We start from the raw sequence: 17,398 nt of genomic DNA on the forward strand, positions 1-17,398 counted from the left end.
CCCCCATCACGGGCGCACGGGCGCACGGGCGCGCCCAGGCGCGCATGACCGAGACCCGGTGGATCACCGCACCGCCGTCACCCTCCGCACCTGCCCGTTCATCCGTCCGTCACGCGCTCCGGTTGCCCGGGGCGGAGCCGCGAAGGCGGCGTAATCTGGCTGAACCGCCACAGAATGCGCGTACGAGTGACACGGTGCGCGGTCCGTGTACCTCGCCGCGCCCACGATCCAGGGAGGCGGCGCGTGACCGATCCGTTCGGCTTCCTCAGGATCCCCCGCGAGGCCGTCCCGGCCCGCCCCGTCGAGCAACGACTCGGCGACTGGCACGAGGTCTACGCGGGCCAGGCGCTGCTGCCCCTCGTCTCCCGGCAGGCCGACCGCTGCATGGACTGCGGCATACCGTTCTGCCACACCGGCTGCCCCCTGGGAAACCTCATCCCCGAGTGGAACGCGTACGCCGCCCGCCGCGACTGGCATGCGGCGTACGAGCGGCTCCACGCGACCAACAACTTCCCGGAGGTCACGGGCAGGCTCTGCCCGGCCCCCTGCGAGGACGCCTGCGTCCTCACGATCAACGCGGACCCGGTGACCATCAAGAACGTCGAGCAGGCGATCGCGGACGAGGGCAGACGGCGCGGCTACATGACACCCAGACCACCGGACAAGCACAGCGGCAAGACGGTGGCCGTCATAGGCTCCGGCCCCGCCGGACTGGCGGCGGCGCAGCAGCTGACCCGGGCCGGGCACCGGGTCACGGTCCACGAGCGGGCCGACCGGATCGGCGGACTGCTGCGCTACGGCATCCCCGAGTTCAAGATGGAGAAGGCCCACCTGGACCGCCGGATCGAGCAGATGCGCGGCGAGGGCACGGTGTTCGTCACGGGTGCGGACATCGGCGGCGCCTGCGGTGCCGGGGCGGACGAGCTGCGGAGCCGGTCCGACGCCGTCGTGGTCGCGATCGGGGCCGGCGAGCGCCGGGAACTGCCGGTCCCGGGCCGTTCGCTGCACGGTATCCACCAAGCCATGGACTACCTGACCTGCGCGAACCGGGTACAGGAGGGCGACTACGCCGTGTCACCCGTCACCGCCGAAGGCAGACACGTGGTCATCGTGGGCGGCGGAGACACCGGCTCCGACTGCCTCGGGACGGCCTTGCGGCAGGGCGCGGCCTCCGTGCTCCAGCTCGACATCAACCCGGAGCCCGGCGCGGGCCGGACCGACGACGAGCCCTGGCCGGTGTACCCGAGGACGTACCGGATCTCCCATGCCCACGAAGAGGCCCGCGGGCGCGCGGGACGGGACCCCCGGCTGTTCGCCTGCGCCACCCTGCGCTTCGAGGGGGACGAAGCGGGCCGGGTACGGGCGCTGCGTCTGACCGCCGTCGAGCCGGTGGGCCGCAGCCCGCTGGCCGGTACCGAGCACGTCATACCCGCCGGGCTGGTCCTGCTGGCTCTCGGCTTCTCGGGCCCCGAGCGGGCCGGCGGCCTGCGCGAGCAGCTGGCGCTGGAGCTGGACGAGCGCGGCAACTTCGCGCGGGACGCGGGCTTCGCGGCGGGCGGCGGACGGGCCCCGGGAGTGTTCGTCGCGGGTGACGCGGGCCGGGGGCAGTCGCTGGTGGTGTGGGCCATCGCCGAGGGCCGGGCGGCTGCCGCAGCCGTGGACCTCTACCTGACCGGGTCCACCTGTCTCCCGGCCCCGGTCGCCGCGCACGACCGGCCGATGACGGCCTTGGGGCGCATGCGCTACGGGCTCTGACGGCGGGCCGTCCGGGCGGCCACGGACCCGCAGGGCCCCTGATCCTCCAGGAGTGCCTCGGCGATCCGCTCGGGGGAGGACCGGGCGGCCGTGGAGGGCGAACCAGCTCGCCGCCCCGCGAACGGCCGCCGTACGCAGGGCGGCATGAAACCCTCAGTTCCTCCAGGAACGCCGTGCACCAGGAGGTACGGATGACAGCAGCAGCCCGGGTCTTCGTCAACGAAGGCACCTTCGGCATCCTCGACGCCGGAGAAATACCGATCGAGACGGCCGACTGGTCCCAGGGACTCCTCGTGGCGCTGGAGCAAGGCGCGCTCGTCGTCACCGGCATCAATACCGGCCGAGTACAGGTGTGGGTGCGGGCTCTCGACGAGGCACCGCCCCCTGAGACAGGGGGCTGGGAAGAAACCTCCCGTTCGCGGATCTGCGCACCTGAGGGACAGCTCCGCGTCGAATCACTCACCCACGGCCCCGACCAACACCTGCCCCTCCTCAGCGCCGGCGGACCGGGCTGGTACGAGGTGGAGGTCAAGGCGCGAGGCCGCAGCCTCGCGCCCGACGGCTGCCACGCCCGATCCGGAGAGCACTACCTGATCACCGCATGGCCGTCACCCGATCGATCGCCTTTCCCCGCCCGGAAACCTCGCGCCGGCGAGCAGGAGGAGGATCCACAGGCAGCCGAACGCCGTCAACGGCTGCTCCGCGGCGGAGGCCCGACGTAGCGGCCAGGCCGGACCCCGGCCGTAGGGGCGCCGAAGCCGTCCACGCGGCTCGTAGGGACCTCAACGAAGGCCATCGGGCACAGCGGCCCCCATCGGTGCCGGAGCCACCGCACCGCCGGCGGCCTTCCAGGTCGCGGTGCAGCCGGACCGGCCCGTGGAACTGGGCCTCGATGTAGTCGTCGAGCTCGTCCTGGTGATCGGCGAGGGCGAGCTCGAGGAGCCCCATACGGGCCGCGACACCGAAATCCGGGGGTTCAAGAAAGCTGTCCGGGTAGCGGTAGCAGAACGTGGTCCGCGTCAGCGTCTGCGCGGTCAGCCGGAAGTGGGCGGAGCCGAACCGCGGCGCCCCGCCGACCGGCTTGCGACGGAAGTTCAACGCCCCGTGGACGGGCCGCTCCTGAGCGGTCGCCTCGTCGTACGCGCCTGAAGCCGGTGCGTCCAGGCAGACATTGGTGGCGATGCGGTACGCCACGGTCCGCAGCGCCGACCGGCCGTCGAACCGGCCGATGCCGCGCCACGCCCGGACCATGGTCTCCTGTACGGCGTCCTCGGCCTCGGCATAGGAGCCCAACATCCGGTAGCGGTAACCGGTCAGCTCTCCTCGGAGCTCCTCAAGCCCTCCCACCGCTGCGCCGACCGCCGCGATGCCCCCATCACCGACGCGCTCCTTCAGGTAGAAAGGCCCAGGTCACTGGCCTGAGGCTGCACGGTAGGGCCGGGTCGCCCTACGAACCTCAGCACCTCGGTCCGGGGTTCTCAGTGCCGTACCTGGCCAAGCGGGAACGTACCGGTGGCCTTTCGTCGGGCTCGGCCCCGTTCAGTGCGGTGGTGGTGCCGGGTTCAGGGCGTTGCCGACAGTGCAGCCGCCCTCTCCCGGCATCCGCTGGATCCGAGGTGGCACCCATACCTCGGTGGCGCCGGGGCCCACGCGGGCAAGCAGGCAGTCCTGTGCGTCGAAGCCGTTGCCCTTCACCGACAGGAGAACGCCGACCCGGCCGCCCTCTGGTACCCGGGGGAGTTTCGCGCGGAGCTCCTCGGCCGGAAGCCGGGGCAGTTCGGGTGGCGGGGCGAAGGTCAGCGGAGCGACATCCGGGCAGTCCACGTCACGGGGATCCGCACGCCATTCCGACTTGGGCGACACCCGCACCACGAAACAGCGCAGCACGGTGACCTCCTCGAGGTCGAACCAACTGTTGTACGCCGAACCGGACGTGCGGACGGCCACGTCGACGCCGTCCCCGTCGTGTGTCGAGGTACCCGTCACCCGCAGGACCTCCACCCCGTCGATGCCGGAAGCGGAGCGCCCGACCTCCTCCGCCGTGCGCGGACGCTGGCCGTAGAGCCGTTCGCCCACTCTCCTGGCCGCCTCTCGTGCGGCGTCCGTCGCCTCGCCCTTGGAGGACTGCACCACCCCGCAGCCGACGGTGAACAGCAACAGTGGGGCGAGCAACAGCAGTCGGCGCATGTCTCCACCCTTCCGGTGCCGCGCGTGGCGGGCAACCGCTCGCCTACTCGGACCGGCGTAGGCGATCGTACTCAGCTGGTGCGGCAATCGGACGAGGGGGCGGTCGGTGGGGGTCCGGCGACGTGTGACTGAGCACGATAGTTGGCCCGGATGGACAAATCCGATGCTCAGAATCTGCCGTACCTCCACGGCAGCCACGGAGTACTCCGTCCCAGAGGATGCCTAGTTGCCGTCTTCCCGGGCCTCGTACCCTTCGAGGCCGACTCCGAGGAGGGACGGGACGAGGGCGTGCAGGTACCAGGCGAGGTCGGTGAATTTCGACGCGCCCGGGATGCCTCGGCGGGCGATCGTGGGGAGGAAGGAGACTTTCCTGCGCTGGGCGTAGAGCATGAGCATGCCGCCAGTCCCTCCCTGCAGGTGGTACACGTTCAGAGCCACGGTGTAGGGCAGGTTCGCCGCGGCATCCAGCTCCGCGAGCACGGCGTCGAGGCGATCGGGGGTGCTGTCGTACCAGTAGTACATGTCGTCTGCGTCATTGACCATGTACGAGATGTGGCCGAGGCGTTCCTCGGCGGACCAGCCTGCGGGGGCCAGTACCTCCAGCAGGGCGCGCACGGTGGTTGGGTGCGTGAAGGTGAAGTCGATGTCGGCCTGTCGGTTTCCCACGCGCGTCTCCGGATGCTTGATCGGTCGCGTCGCATACTCCCCGCTGTGCAAGGTGCCGTCGACCAGATTTCTCTCGGGGCCGCTCCAGCCGTCGAGCGGCAGACGCTTTGACTGCACCGCGCTCGGGCCGGCCGGTTCCTCGGTCAGCTGCAGGGCCGGTTGTGAGCATCGGGGTTCTCCACCCGGGCCACCCATCTCTGGTCGGGTAGCGGGGTCACGACCGACCCATAGGGCCGGTTCAGGGACCCGTTCGGCACCCTGACAGCCGCAGGAACACCGGCCCCGGCCACTGTCCTCAAGCCACCGGTAGGGCATTCCAGCAGGTCAAAGGCCCATTGCTCGAAGCAGCGCTGGCTGAGAGGCCAACCCGGATGCACAGGGGCCAACCATCACGCTCAAGGGCCAACTGTCGCGCTCGGTCACAGACGGCCGCGCCTGCGGAACGACAGGCGGAGCAGAGCCAGTTGTTCGGTTTGTGTGTGGGTGCTCTCGCGCTCGCCTGTCCAGATCTCCAGGGCCGGTGGCGACGGATTCACGGCGGCGGCATCCCCACCACGGGCCGGCCCCTCTGCCATGCCCCCGTCCTCAAGCACGGCACGGTGAGCCGCGTGCCGTAGCCGGACGTGGGCGGCCGACGGCTGCGCCGCAGGAACGCTCGTCTTCTTCGCCCTCGCGGCACCGTCGGCTGCTGAGCAACGATCATCCTGTTCGCCTTCATGGCGTCGTCGCACGCGAGGCGCGGCCGCGTTCGCCTCGCGTACGGTCGACCGCTACGGGACGGACGGCCCTTGACATGGTGAACATCCGAGCGACGACCGGGTGCGGCAGCCGTAGCCTCCCTCCGCCCGCTGACGGAGTACCGATGACGGCTCCTCACGCACCCTTTCGGCTGACCCCGTCGTCGCCTTGGCGCCACCGGACCCCCCTGTGGAAAGGCCCCTGGGGGTTCCTGGTCGGCGTAGGGCCGGATGATTCGCTCCCGACGGTGGAAGGAACCCTGCCAGGATGGTGAAGCCTCTGATGCACGGTGCGAGGAGAACGAGTTGACCAGTCCCGAGGCCGAAGGGCCCAAGCTGTCGCCGACGTATCCGCAGAAGAAGCCGGTGGAGCCGACGCGACGGCAGCCGGCCACGGAGTCCAGAACGCGGCTGCCCGGTCTGTCCCGGCCGCGCATGCAGATCCGGAACCGGCAGACGGCGGCGTTGACGTTCCGGGCCGACGAGTGGGCGCCCGGGAAGGCCGCGGTCCAGGCCCTGGCTGTCGTTCGCGGGTGGTGCTGTCCGGGGTTGGACGAGCAGGACATGGAAGCCGCGGTGAAGCTCTTGGTTGCCGCGGCCGTGCACGACGGCGGACGCCGCGTCAGCGTCCACCTCGCCGACCAGGCGGAGAAGATCCTGGTGGTCGCCCTCAGCCACCAGCCCGGCGCCGCGCCCGAGGGCGAGGTCTTCGCCGCGCTCCAGGCCCTCGCCACGGTCGACAGTTGCGGTGACGACCTGGCCGACGACGGCCGCCGCCTGTGGGCGCTCCTGGACGCAACACCTCGGCCCCGCCGGACCCCGCGAGCGGCCTAGGCCGTCTCTTCCGGATCTTGCCGAGCCTTTCAGGTCGACCGGATCGGGGGAGCGGCGTCCCGTGTCGTGCGTTGCAAGGCGACCGGACCTGTGCGTCACGGGCACCCGGCCCCGGGGGCCGTCGGGTTGAATGGCGGCATGCCGAAACGACCCAGGACGAAGAAGCAGAGGCCTCCTTTCGGTATACCCAGGGAGATCATCCTGCTGGCGGGACGCGGCGACGTGTGGCCCTACACGCTCGTCACCGATGGGGCGGGTGGCGGATGCGGCAAGGTCGCGATGCCTGGCGATGCGGCCGTCGAGGACGTTCAGGCTGCGGTCTTCACACCGCTGGCGGACCTCGCGCGGACCCTCCACGGGGTCGAGATCGGCGTTACGTGGTCTGTCCTGACACCGGATTCGTGGGTCGGGCATGTCCGGCGCGACGTCGCCCCCGCCGACGCCGCGCCGTTCGACGGGGTACCTGAAGGCGGCTGATGCCGCCTCGCCGGTCGTTGAGCGGCCCGTCGACGACCGTGGATTCCTACCCTCCCGTCCAGCGCAGCCCATCAGGGGGCACCCTGCGGGTGACAGCCGCTCGCCGCGACCTCGGGCGGCGGCTCATCGGTCCTTCTTGGTGATCATGCCGATCAGGGCGTGAAGCCTGTCGTCGTCGGTGTCGATCCCGTGGACCTCGGCACCCTCGAAGACGACGACCTCGCTGCTCCGGGGGAACATGGCCTGCTCGTACTCGGTGAGCGCGGCCTCGATGTCGTCGGGGTGGGCGGCGAGGGCCTGGCCGAGTTCGGCGCCGTCGAGCATGGCGAGGTTGGCGCCCTCGCCGTTCGGGGCCGCGAGGTGGGCGGCGTCGCCGAGCAGGGTCACTCCCGGTACCCGGTCCCACCGGTGCTCGGCGGGCAGAGCGTAATGGGGGCGCAGGACCGGCCCCGTGTCGCCGTCGGTGATCAGCGCGGTGATTTCCGGTGCCCAGCCGTCGAACTCGCGCGCGATACGCGCGGTGGCCGCGGCCGTATCGGTGAAGTCGATGGCGGCGAACCAGTCCAGCGGCCTCGCCAGCGACACATAGGTGTGCAAGGTGTCCCCGGTTTCCCGGTGGGCGAAGATCTCCCGGCCCGGCGCGGCCACGATCAGCATCCCGCCGCCGACCGCCTTCGCTGCGGCCGGATGACGGGTGTCGGCGTCGAACAGGTACGTCTCGACGAAAGACGTGCCGGCGTACTCGGGCGTGGCGGTGGACAGCAGCGGCCGGACCCGCGACCAGGCACCGTCCGCGCCGACCAGGAGGCCTGTGACGACCCTGCTGCCGTCGTCGAACTCCACCTCGTGGCGGCCCTCGCCGAGGGCGCGGATGCTGGCGGCCTTGTGCCCCCACCGGACGGTTCCGGCCGGGAGCGAGTCGAGCAGGATCCGCCGTAACTCGCCGCGCTGCACTTCGGGGCGACCGCCCGTGCCGTCGTCGGCCCTGTCGAGCAGGACAGTCCCGTCCGGGTCGAGGACGCGCATCGCCTCGCGGCCCTCCAGGACGATGGCGTGGAACTCGTCCATCAGTCCGGCGGTCTTGAGGGCGAGCTGCCCGTTGTAGTCGTGGATGTCGAGCAGCCCGCCCTGCAGGCGCGCCAGGGGGGAGGCCTCGGCCTCGTAGACCGTGACCGGGAAGCCGTGGACGTGCAGGACGCGGGCCAGGGTGAGTCCGCCGAGTCCGGCGCCGATGATCGTGACGGGTGTGTGCATGGCTGTTGCTCCTTCGGGGTCGGGCCGCCCGGTGGAGGGCCGGCCGTCTACGGAAAAGGTGCCGGGCCCCGCCGACGAGCCACCGACAGCTGACCGACAGGACCCGACAGAGAGCCGATACCGCAGGTCCGCCACCCCGACCGGGCCATACCGCCGATGGCGGGTGCCCGGCACCTTCTACCGTCTGCTGCCGCCCTGACGGCCCGGCCTCACTTCAGGTGCCGCCCGAAGAACCGGTTCCCGTCCTCCACCTCGAACCACGGGGTACCGGTGTGTCCGCCCGGATTGGCGTGCAGCGTCTTCTCCGTGGTGCCGAAGGCGTCGAACAGGTCCAGGGCCCGTTGCCGGGGGTTCCCTTCGTCGTCCCAGGGGAACGCCTGAGCGGGATCGCCGTACGCGCCCTACGACAGGCCGGGCTGCGCGGCATCCTTCAGTCGGGCAGCGCCGGACTCGCCGCCGACGCGGGCGACGACATCCTGACCGTCGGCGACGTACCGCACGCCCTGCTGTTCCCGCGCCTCGCTGCCGTCGTGCACCATGCCGGGGCCGGGACCACGGCGGCGGCCCTGCGCGCCGGGATCCCGTCGGTCACCGTTCCGGTGGCCGCGGACCAACCCTTCTGGGCCACGAGACTCGCCGCGATCGGCGCGGCGCCGATGCCGATCCCGTTCCGCTCCCTGACCGCGGAACGCCTCGCCGACTCGCTCACGAGCGCGGTGCGGGAGTCCTCGTACGCGCAGGCGGCGGAGGCTGCCGCACGGCACATGGCGACGGAGGACGGAGCGGAAGCCGTGGTGAGGGCCGTGCGACGGCTGGAGCGATGAGCGCGGGGTGACCGGCGGGATCCCAAGGGCACCGGGTCGAGGCCCCCGGGTACGGCGTTCACCCTGGCCGGGCGGCCTCGGGCTGTGCGGCGGCGCCTCCGTGCCGTCGGCTGGATGGTTCACACGGCGGACGGGCTGGGGGCGGGTGGGCCGGGCGGCGGCGGGGCGGTGGCGGCGCTGGTGATGGTGAACTGGCCGCTGTATCCGATGTCCGGGTTGGTGCCGAGAGCGATGGCGTAGGTGGAGTCCGCGGGGAGGCCGGCGGGGATCGCCCAGGAGTACCGGTTCGCGGCCCCGTCGACCATGGCAAGGGTCATGACTTCCTGCAAGGCCGTCGATGAGCCACGCATGAGCCGCAAGGGCTGCATTCCGGGGGACGCGTCGGACCAGAGGATCGCTTGGTCGGTGCCTGCCCGCCACACGGCATGGGTGAGGGGCTGCGCGAACCTCGCGGCTGCCCAGCTGGGCGGCGCCGCCGGTCCGAGGAGCAGGCTCGCGGCGGCCAGCACGGCAGGGGTGAGCAGGGTGAGGAGACGCGGGCCGATCCTCTGCGTGCGGGGGAGGCGCACCGCTACCGCGGCCGTTGCCGCTGCGGAGCACGGTTCAGTGATCACTTCTCATCAACGGCGAACCCTGCACGCACGTCACGGCCCAGGCGATCCCCCGGACCTGATGACCCCGCACCAGCAGGCACCCCGAAGGCTCCGAGAGCGCGGAGTCAGGGTCGGCGTCCGACGTTCGGTCATGGCCCCGAGGCGAGGAAGTCGTGCGAGCTGTGCCGCAGTCGGGCGTCTTCCGCAATCCGCCGCACCTCCTGATGTAATAATCATTCAGCATCTGCATCCATTACCAATGAGGGGGGAGTCTTGCCTTTCACGCACACGGCCGAGGCCGTGCGGGCTTGGGTCCACGGGTGGTCCGCCTCGCGCGGCGCAGCCGAACCCGCGCCCTCCGCCTGGGGTTTCACCGTCGACGTGGGCCTATCCGGACATGTCATGCGCCACGTTCTGCACTCCGCGGACGAAGCGACCGTCCACAGGATCACCGAACATGCCACCGCGCCCGGCGTCTGGTTGAAGGCCTTCGTTCCACCGGAAACACTCGAACCGTGGCTCGCCCCTGGCTGGCATCTCGCCGGGGGACCGGGCTACCTGATGTGCGCCTCTCTACCCGTCGCTCCCACCCGAGCCCTGGGCCCGATCCCCGCGGGCTACCGGCTGAACACCTGGACACGCGACGGCGTCACCCGCGCTCTGGTGCGTACCGCCGACGGCGTCTTCGCCGCGCGCGGCCAGATCGCCGTCACCGGCCGCACCGCCGTCGTCGACCAGGTGGAGACCGACCCGGCCCACCAACGCCGCGGCCTGGGACACCTGGTGATGCACGGACTCACCGCGGCTGCCGCGGAGCAGGGGGCCACGGCAGGGGTGCTGGGCGCGACGCCGCAGGGCCGCGCTCTGTACGAGACGACAGGCTGGCGCGTGCTGGCCCCGCTGACCAGCGCGCTGCGGGGCCCGGACCCGGCCGACACCTGAGAGAAGCGCGTAGGCTGCGCGGCCGAGGCGAAGACCACCCGGCCCGGCCCGGGCGGCCGGCGGCGGACCTCCCACGAACAGCGGGGCTCGCGCCGTGGACAACACGGACTTCCCGGAGCGGCTTCGAGGTGCTGGCACAGCGCGCGCGGGCGCCGCGACTCCATCGAAGGGCCTGTTGACGAACAGTCAAAGTGCCTGCTGAGAGGGGGTTTCCCGAAGGTTTCCCGTTTCCCGTTCCAGTGGGCGACCCGCGCTTCCTCGACACGGAGGGGTGGCGGGGCACAGGCTCGGAGTGTCCGGCAGACGGCCGGTGCGTGCTCCGTACGGCGAGCACGCTGTGAAAACCACGATGAGCATGACGCCCCGCGGGAGACCGCGTGGTGGGACGGGGGACCCGAAATGGCGATGCGGAAAACGGCGGCGGTGGCGGTGGCGGCATTCACCCTCCTGGCCGCGTGGGGAGGTGCCGGCAGCGCCGCAGCGGTCGCGCCGGCCACGACACAGAAGGCGGCGGAGGCGTGCGGAGTACTCGCCCCCGGTGCCTCCGCGGCGGCCGAGAAGGCCGTAGCGGCCGCGTGCGAACAGATCGGCGTCTGGTACACCTGGGGCGGCGGCCACGGGCCACAGCCGGGGCCGACCTACGGCCAGGTCGACCCGAGCGACCCGGACAGCGCACACGACCCCGAGCGGCTGGGCTTCGACTGCTCGGGCCTGGTCCGGTACGCCTACGCCCGCGCGGTCGGCGGCGATCCGCTGTCCGGCAACGCCTACCACCAGTTCCATTCGCCGCAGGTGAACCAGCGTTTCACAGCCGCTCAAGGGACCGGACCGCTGCTTCCCGGGGACCTGCTGGCATGGGGGTCGGGGGGCTCCATCCACCACATCGCGATCTACCTGGGCGCGGGGAAGATGGTCGAGGCGCGGGAATCAGGCACCCGCATCACCGTCAGCGACGTACGGCTGGGCGGGGACTACGCGGGAGCGGTCCGCATCGCGCCGGCGACGGCACCGGGCACGTTCAGCACGTGGGGCACGGATGTGTGGACCCACAAGGAGCCGTCCACCACCAGTCCGCGGGTACACCGGTTTCCCGGCCCGACGATGGTGCGCGTCGAGTGCCAGAAGCACGCCGAACCGGTGACGGCGGAGGGCTACACCAACGACGCCTGGTCCTACCTGCCCGAGTACGGGGCGTGGATCACCAACATCTACCTCAAGGGCCCCGCCTGGCTGGACGGCGTACGTACCTGCCCCTGAGCACCGCGCCACCCGAGCCACCTGCACCGCACGAACCACCCGCTCCACCGATGAGCAACCACCAATCACCCATCATCCGGCTCCCCCGGGAGCCTCTTCGAGGAGGAAGCATGTCCGCAAGCAGGAAGATCGCTCTCGGTCTCGCCGCCGCCGCACTCGCCGGTGGCATGGCCACCGTGACCGGCCCGGCCCAGGCGACGCCCGCCACGGGGAAGAGCGCCGCCGCCGAATGCGGAGTCCGCGCCGACGGCAAGCTGTGGTGCGGCAACCGGGTCGGCGCCAAGGGCTACGAGCACCGCCGGTACAACTCCGCGGTGCGGGGGCCGCTGAACACGAGCCCCAGCTGGTTCCAGTGCTGGGGCCGCGGTGACCAGCACGCCGGCGGCAACAACGTCTGGTACTGGACCCAGTTGGACAACGGCCAGTGGGGCAACGTCGCGGCCGTGGACGTCCACACCTCGGTCGACCCCGCGCCGGGCCTGCGTGAGTGCTGACGCTGAGCCGGCTCGTCACCACCGGCCGGACGCAAGGCCTGGTGAACGACGCTGAGCCCCCTGCCCTCCTCGGCGAAGCCGAGGAGGGCAGGGCTCGTTGCTGCCGCCCGGCCCGACAGGTCCTCGCCGATGCGGGCGACGGGCATGTGAGGTGTTCAGCGGCCGGGCAGCGCGTCCGACATGGCGGTCCGGGAGGGGTCGATGCTGGTCCTCCCGTCCTCGATGTCCCACAGCGTGTTCTGCAGCAGTCGGGCCAGGGTCCAGCCGACCGCGCGCCGGCGGTCCGGCCCGAGCGCCTCGGTCAGCAGGTCGAAGCGGCGCCGTACCACCCGTGGCGCGTCCCCGGTGGCCCGGAGTCCTTCCCGGCCTGAGTCCAGCCAGGCCCGCAGCCCGATCAGCGCGGCGGTCGTCTCCTCGCGCGGCATCTGGAGTTTGAGCGCCGCGGCCCGGGAATCGTCCGCACGGCGCACCGGCACCACCGTGGGTTTCCCACCGCGACCGCGACCACGGATAGGGCCCATGGGCACGCGGCGGCTGCTCGGGGGTGCGGGTCTCGTGGGGCCGGTGCCGTGGCAGTGGGTCAGGGTTGGGGGCGCGGGGTGCGGGCGGGACGTAGTCCGACGTCTTCGATGCGCAGTGTGGGGTGGCTGCGTCGGCGGACGGAGGTACGGCAGCTCCAGTGCGGGTCGTACCAGCCGCCGCCTTTCAGGACTCGGTAGGAGCCGTACACCTCGGGGTCGTAGAGGTCCCAGCACCATTCCCAGATGTTGCCGAGCATGTCGTACAGGCCCCAGGGGTTGGGGCGGCGGGTGGCGACTTCGTGGATGCCTTCCTGGGAGTTGCCGCGGTGCCAGGCGATGTCGTCGAGGGGTCCGTAGCGGGGGCCGGCGGTGCCGGCGCGGCACGCGTGCTCCCATTCGGCTTCGGTGGGCAGACGGTAGCCGTCCGCGTTCCGGTCCCACGTGATGCCGCCGTCCGCGCCGTCCGCGCCGTCCGCGCCGTCCGCGCCGTCCGCGCCGTCCGCGCCGTCCGCGCCGTCCGCGCCGTCCGTGGTGTCGTGGAGGTGGTAGGCGGGGGTGAGTCCCTCCTGCAGGGAGAGGGCGTTGCAGTAGCGGACCGCGTCCCACCAGGACAGGCTGTGCGCCGGGAGCCGCCCGCCGTCCGGCGTTCCGGTCGTCTGCGCGTGGGCGGCCTGGGTGAGGGGGTGTCCGGCGAGGAGGTAGGGGGCGACGTCGACGGTCCAGCTGCGTTGGGTGCGGCGGTCGGTGAGGGTGACCTGCCCGCCCGGCACGGTGATCATCAAGTTGGTTGTTCCCGTTCCTGGTGGTGGCTGTTGTCGTGGTGGTCGGTGACGGCGGGTCCGGGTGGCAGCGGGCGTGCGGCCTTCTCGTGTTGCGCGGTGCCCAGGACGGCGTGTGCGTCCTCGACGCGGTGCTTGCCGAACGTGTCGGTGGTGGTGTCGAGGGACCACACGGAGGCGGGGGTTCCCGTGGGCGACGGCCCGATCCGGGGTGTGGCGGCGCCGAGTTGGTACCCGTTCTCGATCACCGGACCGAGCGTAGACCAGGTGGTCGGTGAACGGCGTGCCCTCGTCTCCCACATGGTGGATCACCGGCCCTGACGCGTTCCGAGCGCCTTGTGGCCTGTCGGGTGTGGTCCGGCGGGGCTTCTTCGGACTGTCGGCCGACGGCGATACCGGGTGGAGTCCGGCCTCGATCACAGCCCGTGGTCTACTGCTGATCGTGCCGTTGCTGATGCTGGATCTCGACAACACGCTGATCGACCGCGACGCCGCGTTCCGCGACGCTGTCACCACGTTCCTCGCTGAGCATCACCTGCCCGCCACGGATGTGACGTGGGTGATGACAGTTGACGCCGGTGGATATACGGCCCGCCACGATGTCGCCACGGCCATGAACGACCGGTTCCGGGGCAGGGTGCCGGCCACGGCCGTCCAGGCTCTGCTCGACCGTGGCGGCGCTGATCACGTCGTGCTGACGGATGCTGCCCGCGCTGCCTTGGACAGGGTGTCGGCTGACGGCTGGACCTGTGTGATCGTCACCAACGGCCGCACTGTCCAGCAGGAAGCCAAGATCTTCCGTACCGGACTGGACCGGCTCGTCCAGGGCTGGGTGATCTCGGAGAAGGTCGGCTTCAAGAAGCCCGATCCGAAGATCTTCCACGCTGCCGCCGGCGCCGTCGGAGTACCCCTCGCCGGGGCGTGGATCATCGGCGATTCCGCGCCTGCCGACATCGCCGGCGCCGACGCGCTCGGGCTTCGAAGCATCTGGGTGTCGAACGGCCGGACGTGGTCCTATGACTCGTACGGACCCACTCGTATCGCCGAGGACTTCGCCACCGCGATCGACCGCCTCATCAGTACGACGAGATAGGGCAGGACCTCCCCCCAGCCCTCTCGCTCAGGCCCTGCAGCAGCGTTGCGCCCACCTCCTGCGGTGCCCGTCGGGGGTTGCGGAGGGAGTGGTTGTTGGTGGTGGTGCCTGCAGGGTGAGTACGGTCTGTTCATGTACTTCTACGGTTCGGGGCAGCGGCGGGGGCATGTTCTCCTGATAGCCGGGGATGCCGTTGTGCGGCGTCGCACGGTGCAGTTGGCGCCGAGCGCGAATCTTGCGGCTCTCGCGATGGTGCCGGCTTCGGTGTTGCTCGGTGGTGAGCTCCCCACGGATACGGTGTGTCTGGACGGGGCGCGTGATCCGAACACGGTTTTGACACGGCTGCGTTCGGCGGCTGCGACGCCGGGTCCGTTGTTGGTCTATCTGTCGGGCCGGCTGACCGCGGATCGGCGAGGCCGGTTGTATGTGGCGTTGGCGGGGACGACGCGATCGGCCGTCCGTTACACGGCCTTGCCGTGGGAATGGTTGGGCGGTGAGTTGCGTGGGCGTCCGGCGGGGTTGACGACGGTGCTTGTCGATCTGGTCGCGGACGGGGATGCCTGGCCGGTGCTGCGGGAGTGCGAGGGTCTGCCCGTGGCTTCGGGTACAGAGGTCTACGGGGTGGTGTGTCCGCCGGGTTTCGCCACGGGTGGCGGTACGGCCAGCGGTTATACCCGGCATTGGATCGAGCAGTTGCGTCGTGGTCCGGCCCGGCCGGCCGATGTGCAGTTGCATGCCCTCGCGGCGGGGGCTGCGGGCCTTCCGCCGGGTGCTCTGGTCCTGCCGACCGCCCGTGAGCTGAGCATGCGCCCCGCCCCGCCGGCGCCCGACCCGTACCAGCCGGGTGGGCGGCGCCCGAACCCGTACCAGCCGGGCGGGCAGCGGTGGCCGGGGCGCGGGGACGGGCCGGACTCCGCCCCGAACGCCGGTGCGACCCTTACCCCAGCCGCCGGTGCCGTGGTCGGGTCGCCGCTCGGTGGGGTGCCGGGTGGGGATCCGCGGCCGCACATCCATGCGTTGGCGACGGGGGCCGCCATCTCGAGGCGGCGGCTCTTGCGCGAGCCTGGGAGGAACACGTCCAGCACACGTACGGGTTCTCCTCGATGGAGGCGGTCGAGTGGGCGGAGATCCGGGCGGATCTGGCGCGGATGGCCGGTGATTTCCCGTTGGCCACGGGGTTGTGGATCGGGGCGTGCCGGGCCCGGTTGGCCGGCCAGGGCGTGGCCGGCCCGGAGGTCCATGCGGCGGCTGCGGGTGCTTTGTACTGTTGGACCCAGCTCAAGGACCGGGCGTCGGTGGTGGAGTCGGGTCCCGAACTGGTCGCTGTGTTGCGGGCTTTGCCCGCGCTGGACCCCCGTCTGCTGCGGTTGACGCAGGCACGCCTGGACGCCTCGCGTGCTCCGGGTCTGCCCCGGGCCGTCCGTACCTGAGCACCGGGACCGGGCCGTGACCGGCAGGGGGGCAGGGCTGCCCCCCATGCCGGTCCCGGCCGGTACGCGTGGTGTTCCGCCCGTTCCCGTCAGGCCCTTGGAAGGCCGCCTGTTGAGCGGCGGGCCGCCCGCCCGGCCCCTCTCAGGCGCCGGTGACGGTGTGTGTGATGCGCGGTGTCGATGCGTTGCGGGTCATGGTTGGCGGGCGAGCGCGGTGGGTGCGCCGGTTGATTGACTGCCCTCGGTTTCGAGGGTGAGTTGGTCGGTGTCGGTCAGGGTGAGTACGTACAGGTTGCCTCGGGGGCACTGGATGGCGGCGGTGGGATCGGTGGGGTGGCTGGTGACGGCTTCGAACACGGCGTTGCTTCCACGGACCTGTCGTAGTTGGAGCGCTTCGGTGCATCCGAGGTTTCGTCCGGTGGTGGTCTCGTGGAGGTTGCTGACCTGTCGGCCGACGAGTTCGCCCACCGCGCCGCCGTTCAGTGTGACGGTGACCGTGAACTGACCGGTCCTGGCTCGGGACACGCCGTCCGCTTCCGGTGTTCCGGGTCCGACGCCCGTCCATGTACCGGCCCACGCGGCGGGCAGCGCCCCCACCACCCCCGTCGACTGCGCGGGGGTGCTCGGTGGGGGTGCTCCGCGGCCGCCGTTGCCGCCGTCCCCGCCGTCGCGCGCTCCGGGGAGCCATGCCGCGAGTGCGACGACTGCGGCGACGGCGGCTGTGCCCACGGTGGCACCGGCCGTCCGTGAGCGTAGGACCGCCCGTCCGCGCCCGCGCCTGGGGGCCGGGGCGGGGGAGTACGCCGGGGTCGCGGCACCCACGGGCATCCCCGGCAACAGCCCCGCTCCAGCCCCCGCCCCCGCCGACGGCAGCGGTAGGGGTGGCGGTGGCAGCGGCACGGGTGCGTGTGCCGGTGTGGGGGGAGCGCTGTTGTCCGTCCCGGGAGTCCCGGTGGTGTTGGGGAGGGCGAGGAGTTGGTGGAGCTCGCTTTCCCGGCGGCCGGTTTCGGCCAGCAGGTTTTGTGGTGCGGTCGGTCGCCAGGCCTTCTCGGGGCCGTCGTCGAGGCGGGCTGTGATCTCTTGAGGGTCGGGGCGTTGTCGTGGGTCCTTGGCGAGGCAGTCCTGAAGCAGGGCGCGTAGTGGCTGGGGTACGCCTTCGAGTTGCGGTTCGTCGTGCACGATCCGGTACAGGAGGGCGGGGAGGTCGAGTTCTTCGCCGGGGCCGAGGAAGGGGCTGTGGCCGGTTGCCGCGTACACGAGGACCGCGGCGAGGGAGAACACGTCGGCCGGGGCTCCGGCGATCGTGCCGGTGGCTTGTTCGGGTGCGAGGAAGCCGGGTGTGCCGATGACCGTGCCGGTGCGGGTGTGTCGTGGGTCGTGGACGGTGCGGGCGATTCCGAAGTCGATGAGGAAGGGACGTTCCGCGCCGAGGAGTACGTTCGCGGGCTTGATGTCACGGTGGACGACGTCGGCGTCGCGCACGCTCACCAGCGCCACGGACAGTTCCTGTCCCAGGCGTCGGACGGCGGGTGTTTCCAGCGGGCCCCAGCCGTGT

General features: G+C 71.5%; 15 protein-coding genes and 4 pseudogenes. 9 read left to right on the plus strand and 10 right to left on the minus strand.

Annotated features, from left to right (window positions below; all coding sequences use genetic code 11):
* The first annotated feature begins 243 nt into the window (after positions 1 to 243).
* Positions 244 to 1,755 (plus strand): glutamate synthase subunit beta, encoded by a 1,512-nt coding sequence (locus AB8A24_RS27300; protein ID WP_369477862.1) that lies wholly within the window; start codon positions 244 to 246, stop codon positions 1,753 to 1,755.
* Between the two features lie 867 nt (positions 1,756 to 2,622).
* Here the strand turns inward: AB8A24_RS27300 and AB8A24_RS27305 are convergent.
* The 3 genes and pseudogenes from AB8A24_RS27305 to AB8A24_RS27315 form a co-directional block, all read right to left on the minus strand.
* Positions 2,623 to 3,102: pseudogene (locus AB8A24_RS27305) on the minus strand (DUF3626 domain-containing protein); the annotation flags it as partial.
* Between the two features lie 192 nt (positions 3,103 to 3,294).
* Positions 3,295 to 3,942: a translation initiation factor IF-2 gene (locus AB8A24_RS27310; RefSeq protein WP_369477863.1), complete on the minus strand. Its 648-nt coding sequence runs from the start codon at positions 3,940 to 3,942 to the stop codon at positions 3,295 to 3,297.
* A gap of 222 nt (positions 3,943 to 4,164) precedes the next feature.
* Positions 4,165 to 4,608 carry a hypothetical protein gene (locus AB8A24_RS27315; RefSeq protein ID WP_328965326.1) on the minus strand — a complete coding sequence of 148 codons (444 nt, stop codon included), beginning with the start codon at positions 4,606 to 4,608 and terminating at the stop codon, positions 4,165 to 4,167.
* A 1,043-nt stretch (positions 4,609 to 5,651) separates the two neighbouring features.
* Here AB8A24_RS27315 and AB8A24_RS27320 point away from each other — a divergent pair.
* Both AB8A24_RS27320 and AB8A24_RS27325 read left to right on the plus strand, forming a co-directional pair.
* Positions 5,652 to 6,179, plus strand: coding sequence for a hypothetical protein (locus AB8A24_RS27320; protein ID WP_369477864.1), 528 nt, complete (start codon positions 5,652 to 5,654; stop codon positions 6,177 to 6,179).
* Positions 6,180 to 6,317: 138 nt separating this feature from the next.
* Complete coding sequence (locus AB8A24_RS27325; RefSeq protein WP_369477865.1) at positions 6,318 to 6,656, plus strand: hypothetical protein; 339 nt, start codon at positions 6,318 to 6,320, stop codon at positions 6,654 to 6,656.
* 123 nt (positions 6,657 to 6,779) lie between these two features.
* On the opposite strand, the gene AB8A24_RS27330 is transcribed toward AB8A24_RS27325, so the two are convergent.
* Positions 6,780 to 7,910 (minus strand): FAD-dependent oxidoreductase, encoded by a 1,131-nt coding sequence (locus AB8A24_RS27330; protein ID WP_369477866.1) that lies wholly within the window; start codon positions 7,908 to 7,910, stop codon positions 6,780 to 6,782.
* Between the two features lie 209 nt (positions 7,911 to 8,119).
* Positions 8,120 to 8,278 (minus strand): annotated as a pseudogene (locus AB8A24_RS27335) (alpha/beta hydrolase); the annotation flags it as partial.
* Between AB8A24_RS27335 and AB8A24_RS27340 the strand changes: the two are divergent.
* A pseudogene (locus AB8A24_RS27340) lies at positions 8,279 to 8,734 on the plus strand (glycosyltransferase); the annotation flags it as partial.
* 119 nt (positions 8,735 to 8,853) lie between these two features.
* Here the strand turns inward: AB8A24_RS27340 and AB8A24_RS27345 are convergent.
* Positions 8,854 to 9,348 (minus strand): GPI anchored serine-threonine rich family protein, encoded by a 495-nt coding sequence (locus tag AB8A24_RS27345; protein WP_328965330.1) that lies wholly within the window; start codon positions 9,346 to 9,348, stop codon positions 8,854 to 8,856.
* A 381-nt stretch (positions 9,349 to 9,729) separates the two neighbouring features.
* Here AB8A24_RS27345 and AB8A24_RS27350 point away from each other — a divergent pair, with 381 nt between their 5' ends.
* The 3 genes from AB8A24_RS27350 to AB8A24_RS27360 all read left to right on the plus strand — a co-directional run bounded on the left by AB8A24_RS27350 (position 9,730) and on the right by AB8A24_RS27360 (position 12,020).
* Positions 9,730 to 10,269 carry a GNAT family N-acetyltransferase gene (locus tag AB8A24_RS27350; RefSeq protein WP_328965331.1) on the plus strand — a complete coding sequence of 180 codons (540 nt, stop codon included), beginning with the start codon at positions 9,730 to 9,732 and terminating at the stop codon, positions 10,267 to 10,269.
* 399 nt (positions 10,270 to 10,668) lie between these two features.
* Positions 10,669 to 11,526 (plus strand): NlpC/P60 family protein, encoded by an 858-nt coding sequence (locus AB8A24_RS27355; RefSeq protein WP_328965332.1) that lies wholly within the window; start codon positions 10,669 to 10,671, stop codon positions 11,524 to 11,526.
* A gap of 110 nt (positions 11,527 to 11,636) precedes the next feature.
* Positions 11,637 to 12,020: a hypothetical protein gene (locus tag AB8A24_RS27360; protein ID WP_266385782.1), complete on the plus strand. Its 384-nt coding sequence runs from the start codon at positions 11,637 to 11,639 to the stop codon at positions 12,018 to 12,020.
* A 155-nt stretch (positions 12,021 to 12,175) separates the two neighbouring features.
* On the opposite strand, the pseudogene AB8A24_RS27365 reads toward AB8A24_RS27360, so the two are convergent.
* The 3 genes and pseudogenes from AB8A24_RS27365 to AB8A24_RS27375 all read right to left on the minus strand — a co-directional run.
* Positions 12,176 to 12,397: pseudogene (locus AB8A24_RS27365) on the minus strand (hydroxyurea phosphotransferase); the annotation flags it as partial.
* Positions 12,398 to 12,600: 203 nt separating this feature from the next.
* Entirely contained in the window at positions 12,601 to 13,320 is a 720-nt protein-coding gene (locus AB8A24_RS27370; RefSeq protein WP_369477867.1) for a formylglycine-generating enzyme family protein, read from the minus strand.
* Positions 13,320 to 13,568: a hypothetical protein gene (locus AB8A24_RS27375; RefSeq protein ID WP_328965334.1), complete on the minus strand. Its 249-nt coding sequence runs from the start codon at positions 13,566 to 13,568 to the stop codon at positions 13,320 to 13,322. The genes AB8A24_RS27370 and AB8A24_RS27375 overlap by 1 nt, the downstream gene beginning before the upstream one ends.
* A gap of 26 nt (positions 13,569 to 13,594) precedes the next feature.
* Here AB8A24_RS27375 and AB8A24_RS27380 point away from each other — a divergent pair, with 26 nt between their 5' ends.
* Positions 13,595 to 14,413 (plus strand): HAD family hydrolase, encoded by an 819-nt coding sequence (locus AB8A24_RS27380; RefSeq protein WP_369477868.1) that lies wholly within the window; start codon positions 13,595 to 13,597, stop codon positions 14,411 to 14,413.
* Between the two features lie 1,103 nt (positions 14,414 to 15,516).
* Entirely contained in the window at positions 15,517 to 15,843 is a 327-nt protein-coding gene (locus AB8A24_RS27385) for a hypothetical protein (protein WP_369477869.1), read from the plus strand.
* Positions 15,844 to 16,035: 192 nt separating this feature from the next.
* Here AB8A24_RS27385 and AB8A24_RS27390 read toward each other — a convergent pair whose 3' ends face one another.
* Entirely contained in the window at positions 16,036 to 17,382 is a 1,347-nt protein-coding gene (locus AB8A24_RS27390) for a protein kinase (RefSeq protein WP_369477888.1), read from the minus strand.
* Positions 17,383 to 17,398 lie beyond the last annotated feature (16 nt).

The sequence above is a fragment of the Streptomyces sp. BF23-19 genome (genome assembly GCF_041106355.1).
Taxonomy (GTDB): domain Bacteria; phylum Actinomycetota; class Actinomycetes; order Streptomycetales; family Streptomycetaceae; genus Streptomyces; species Streptomyces virginiae_A.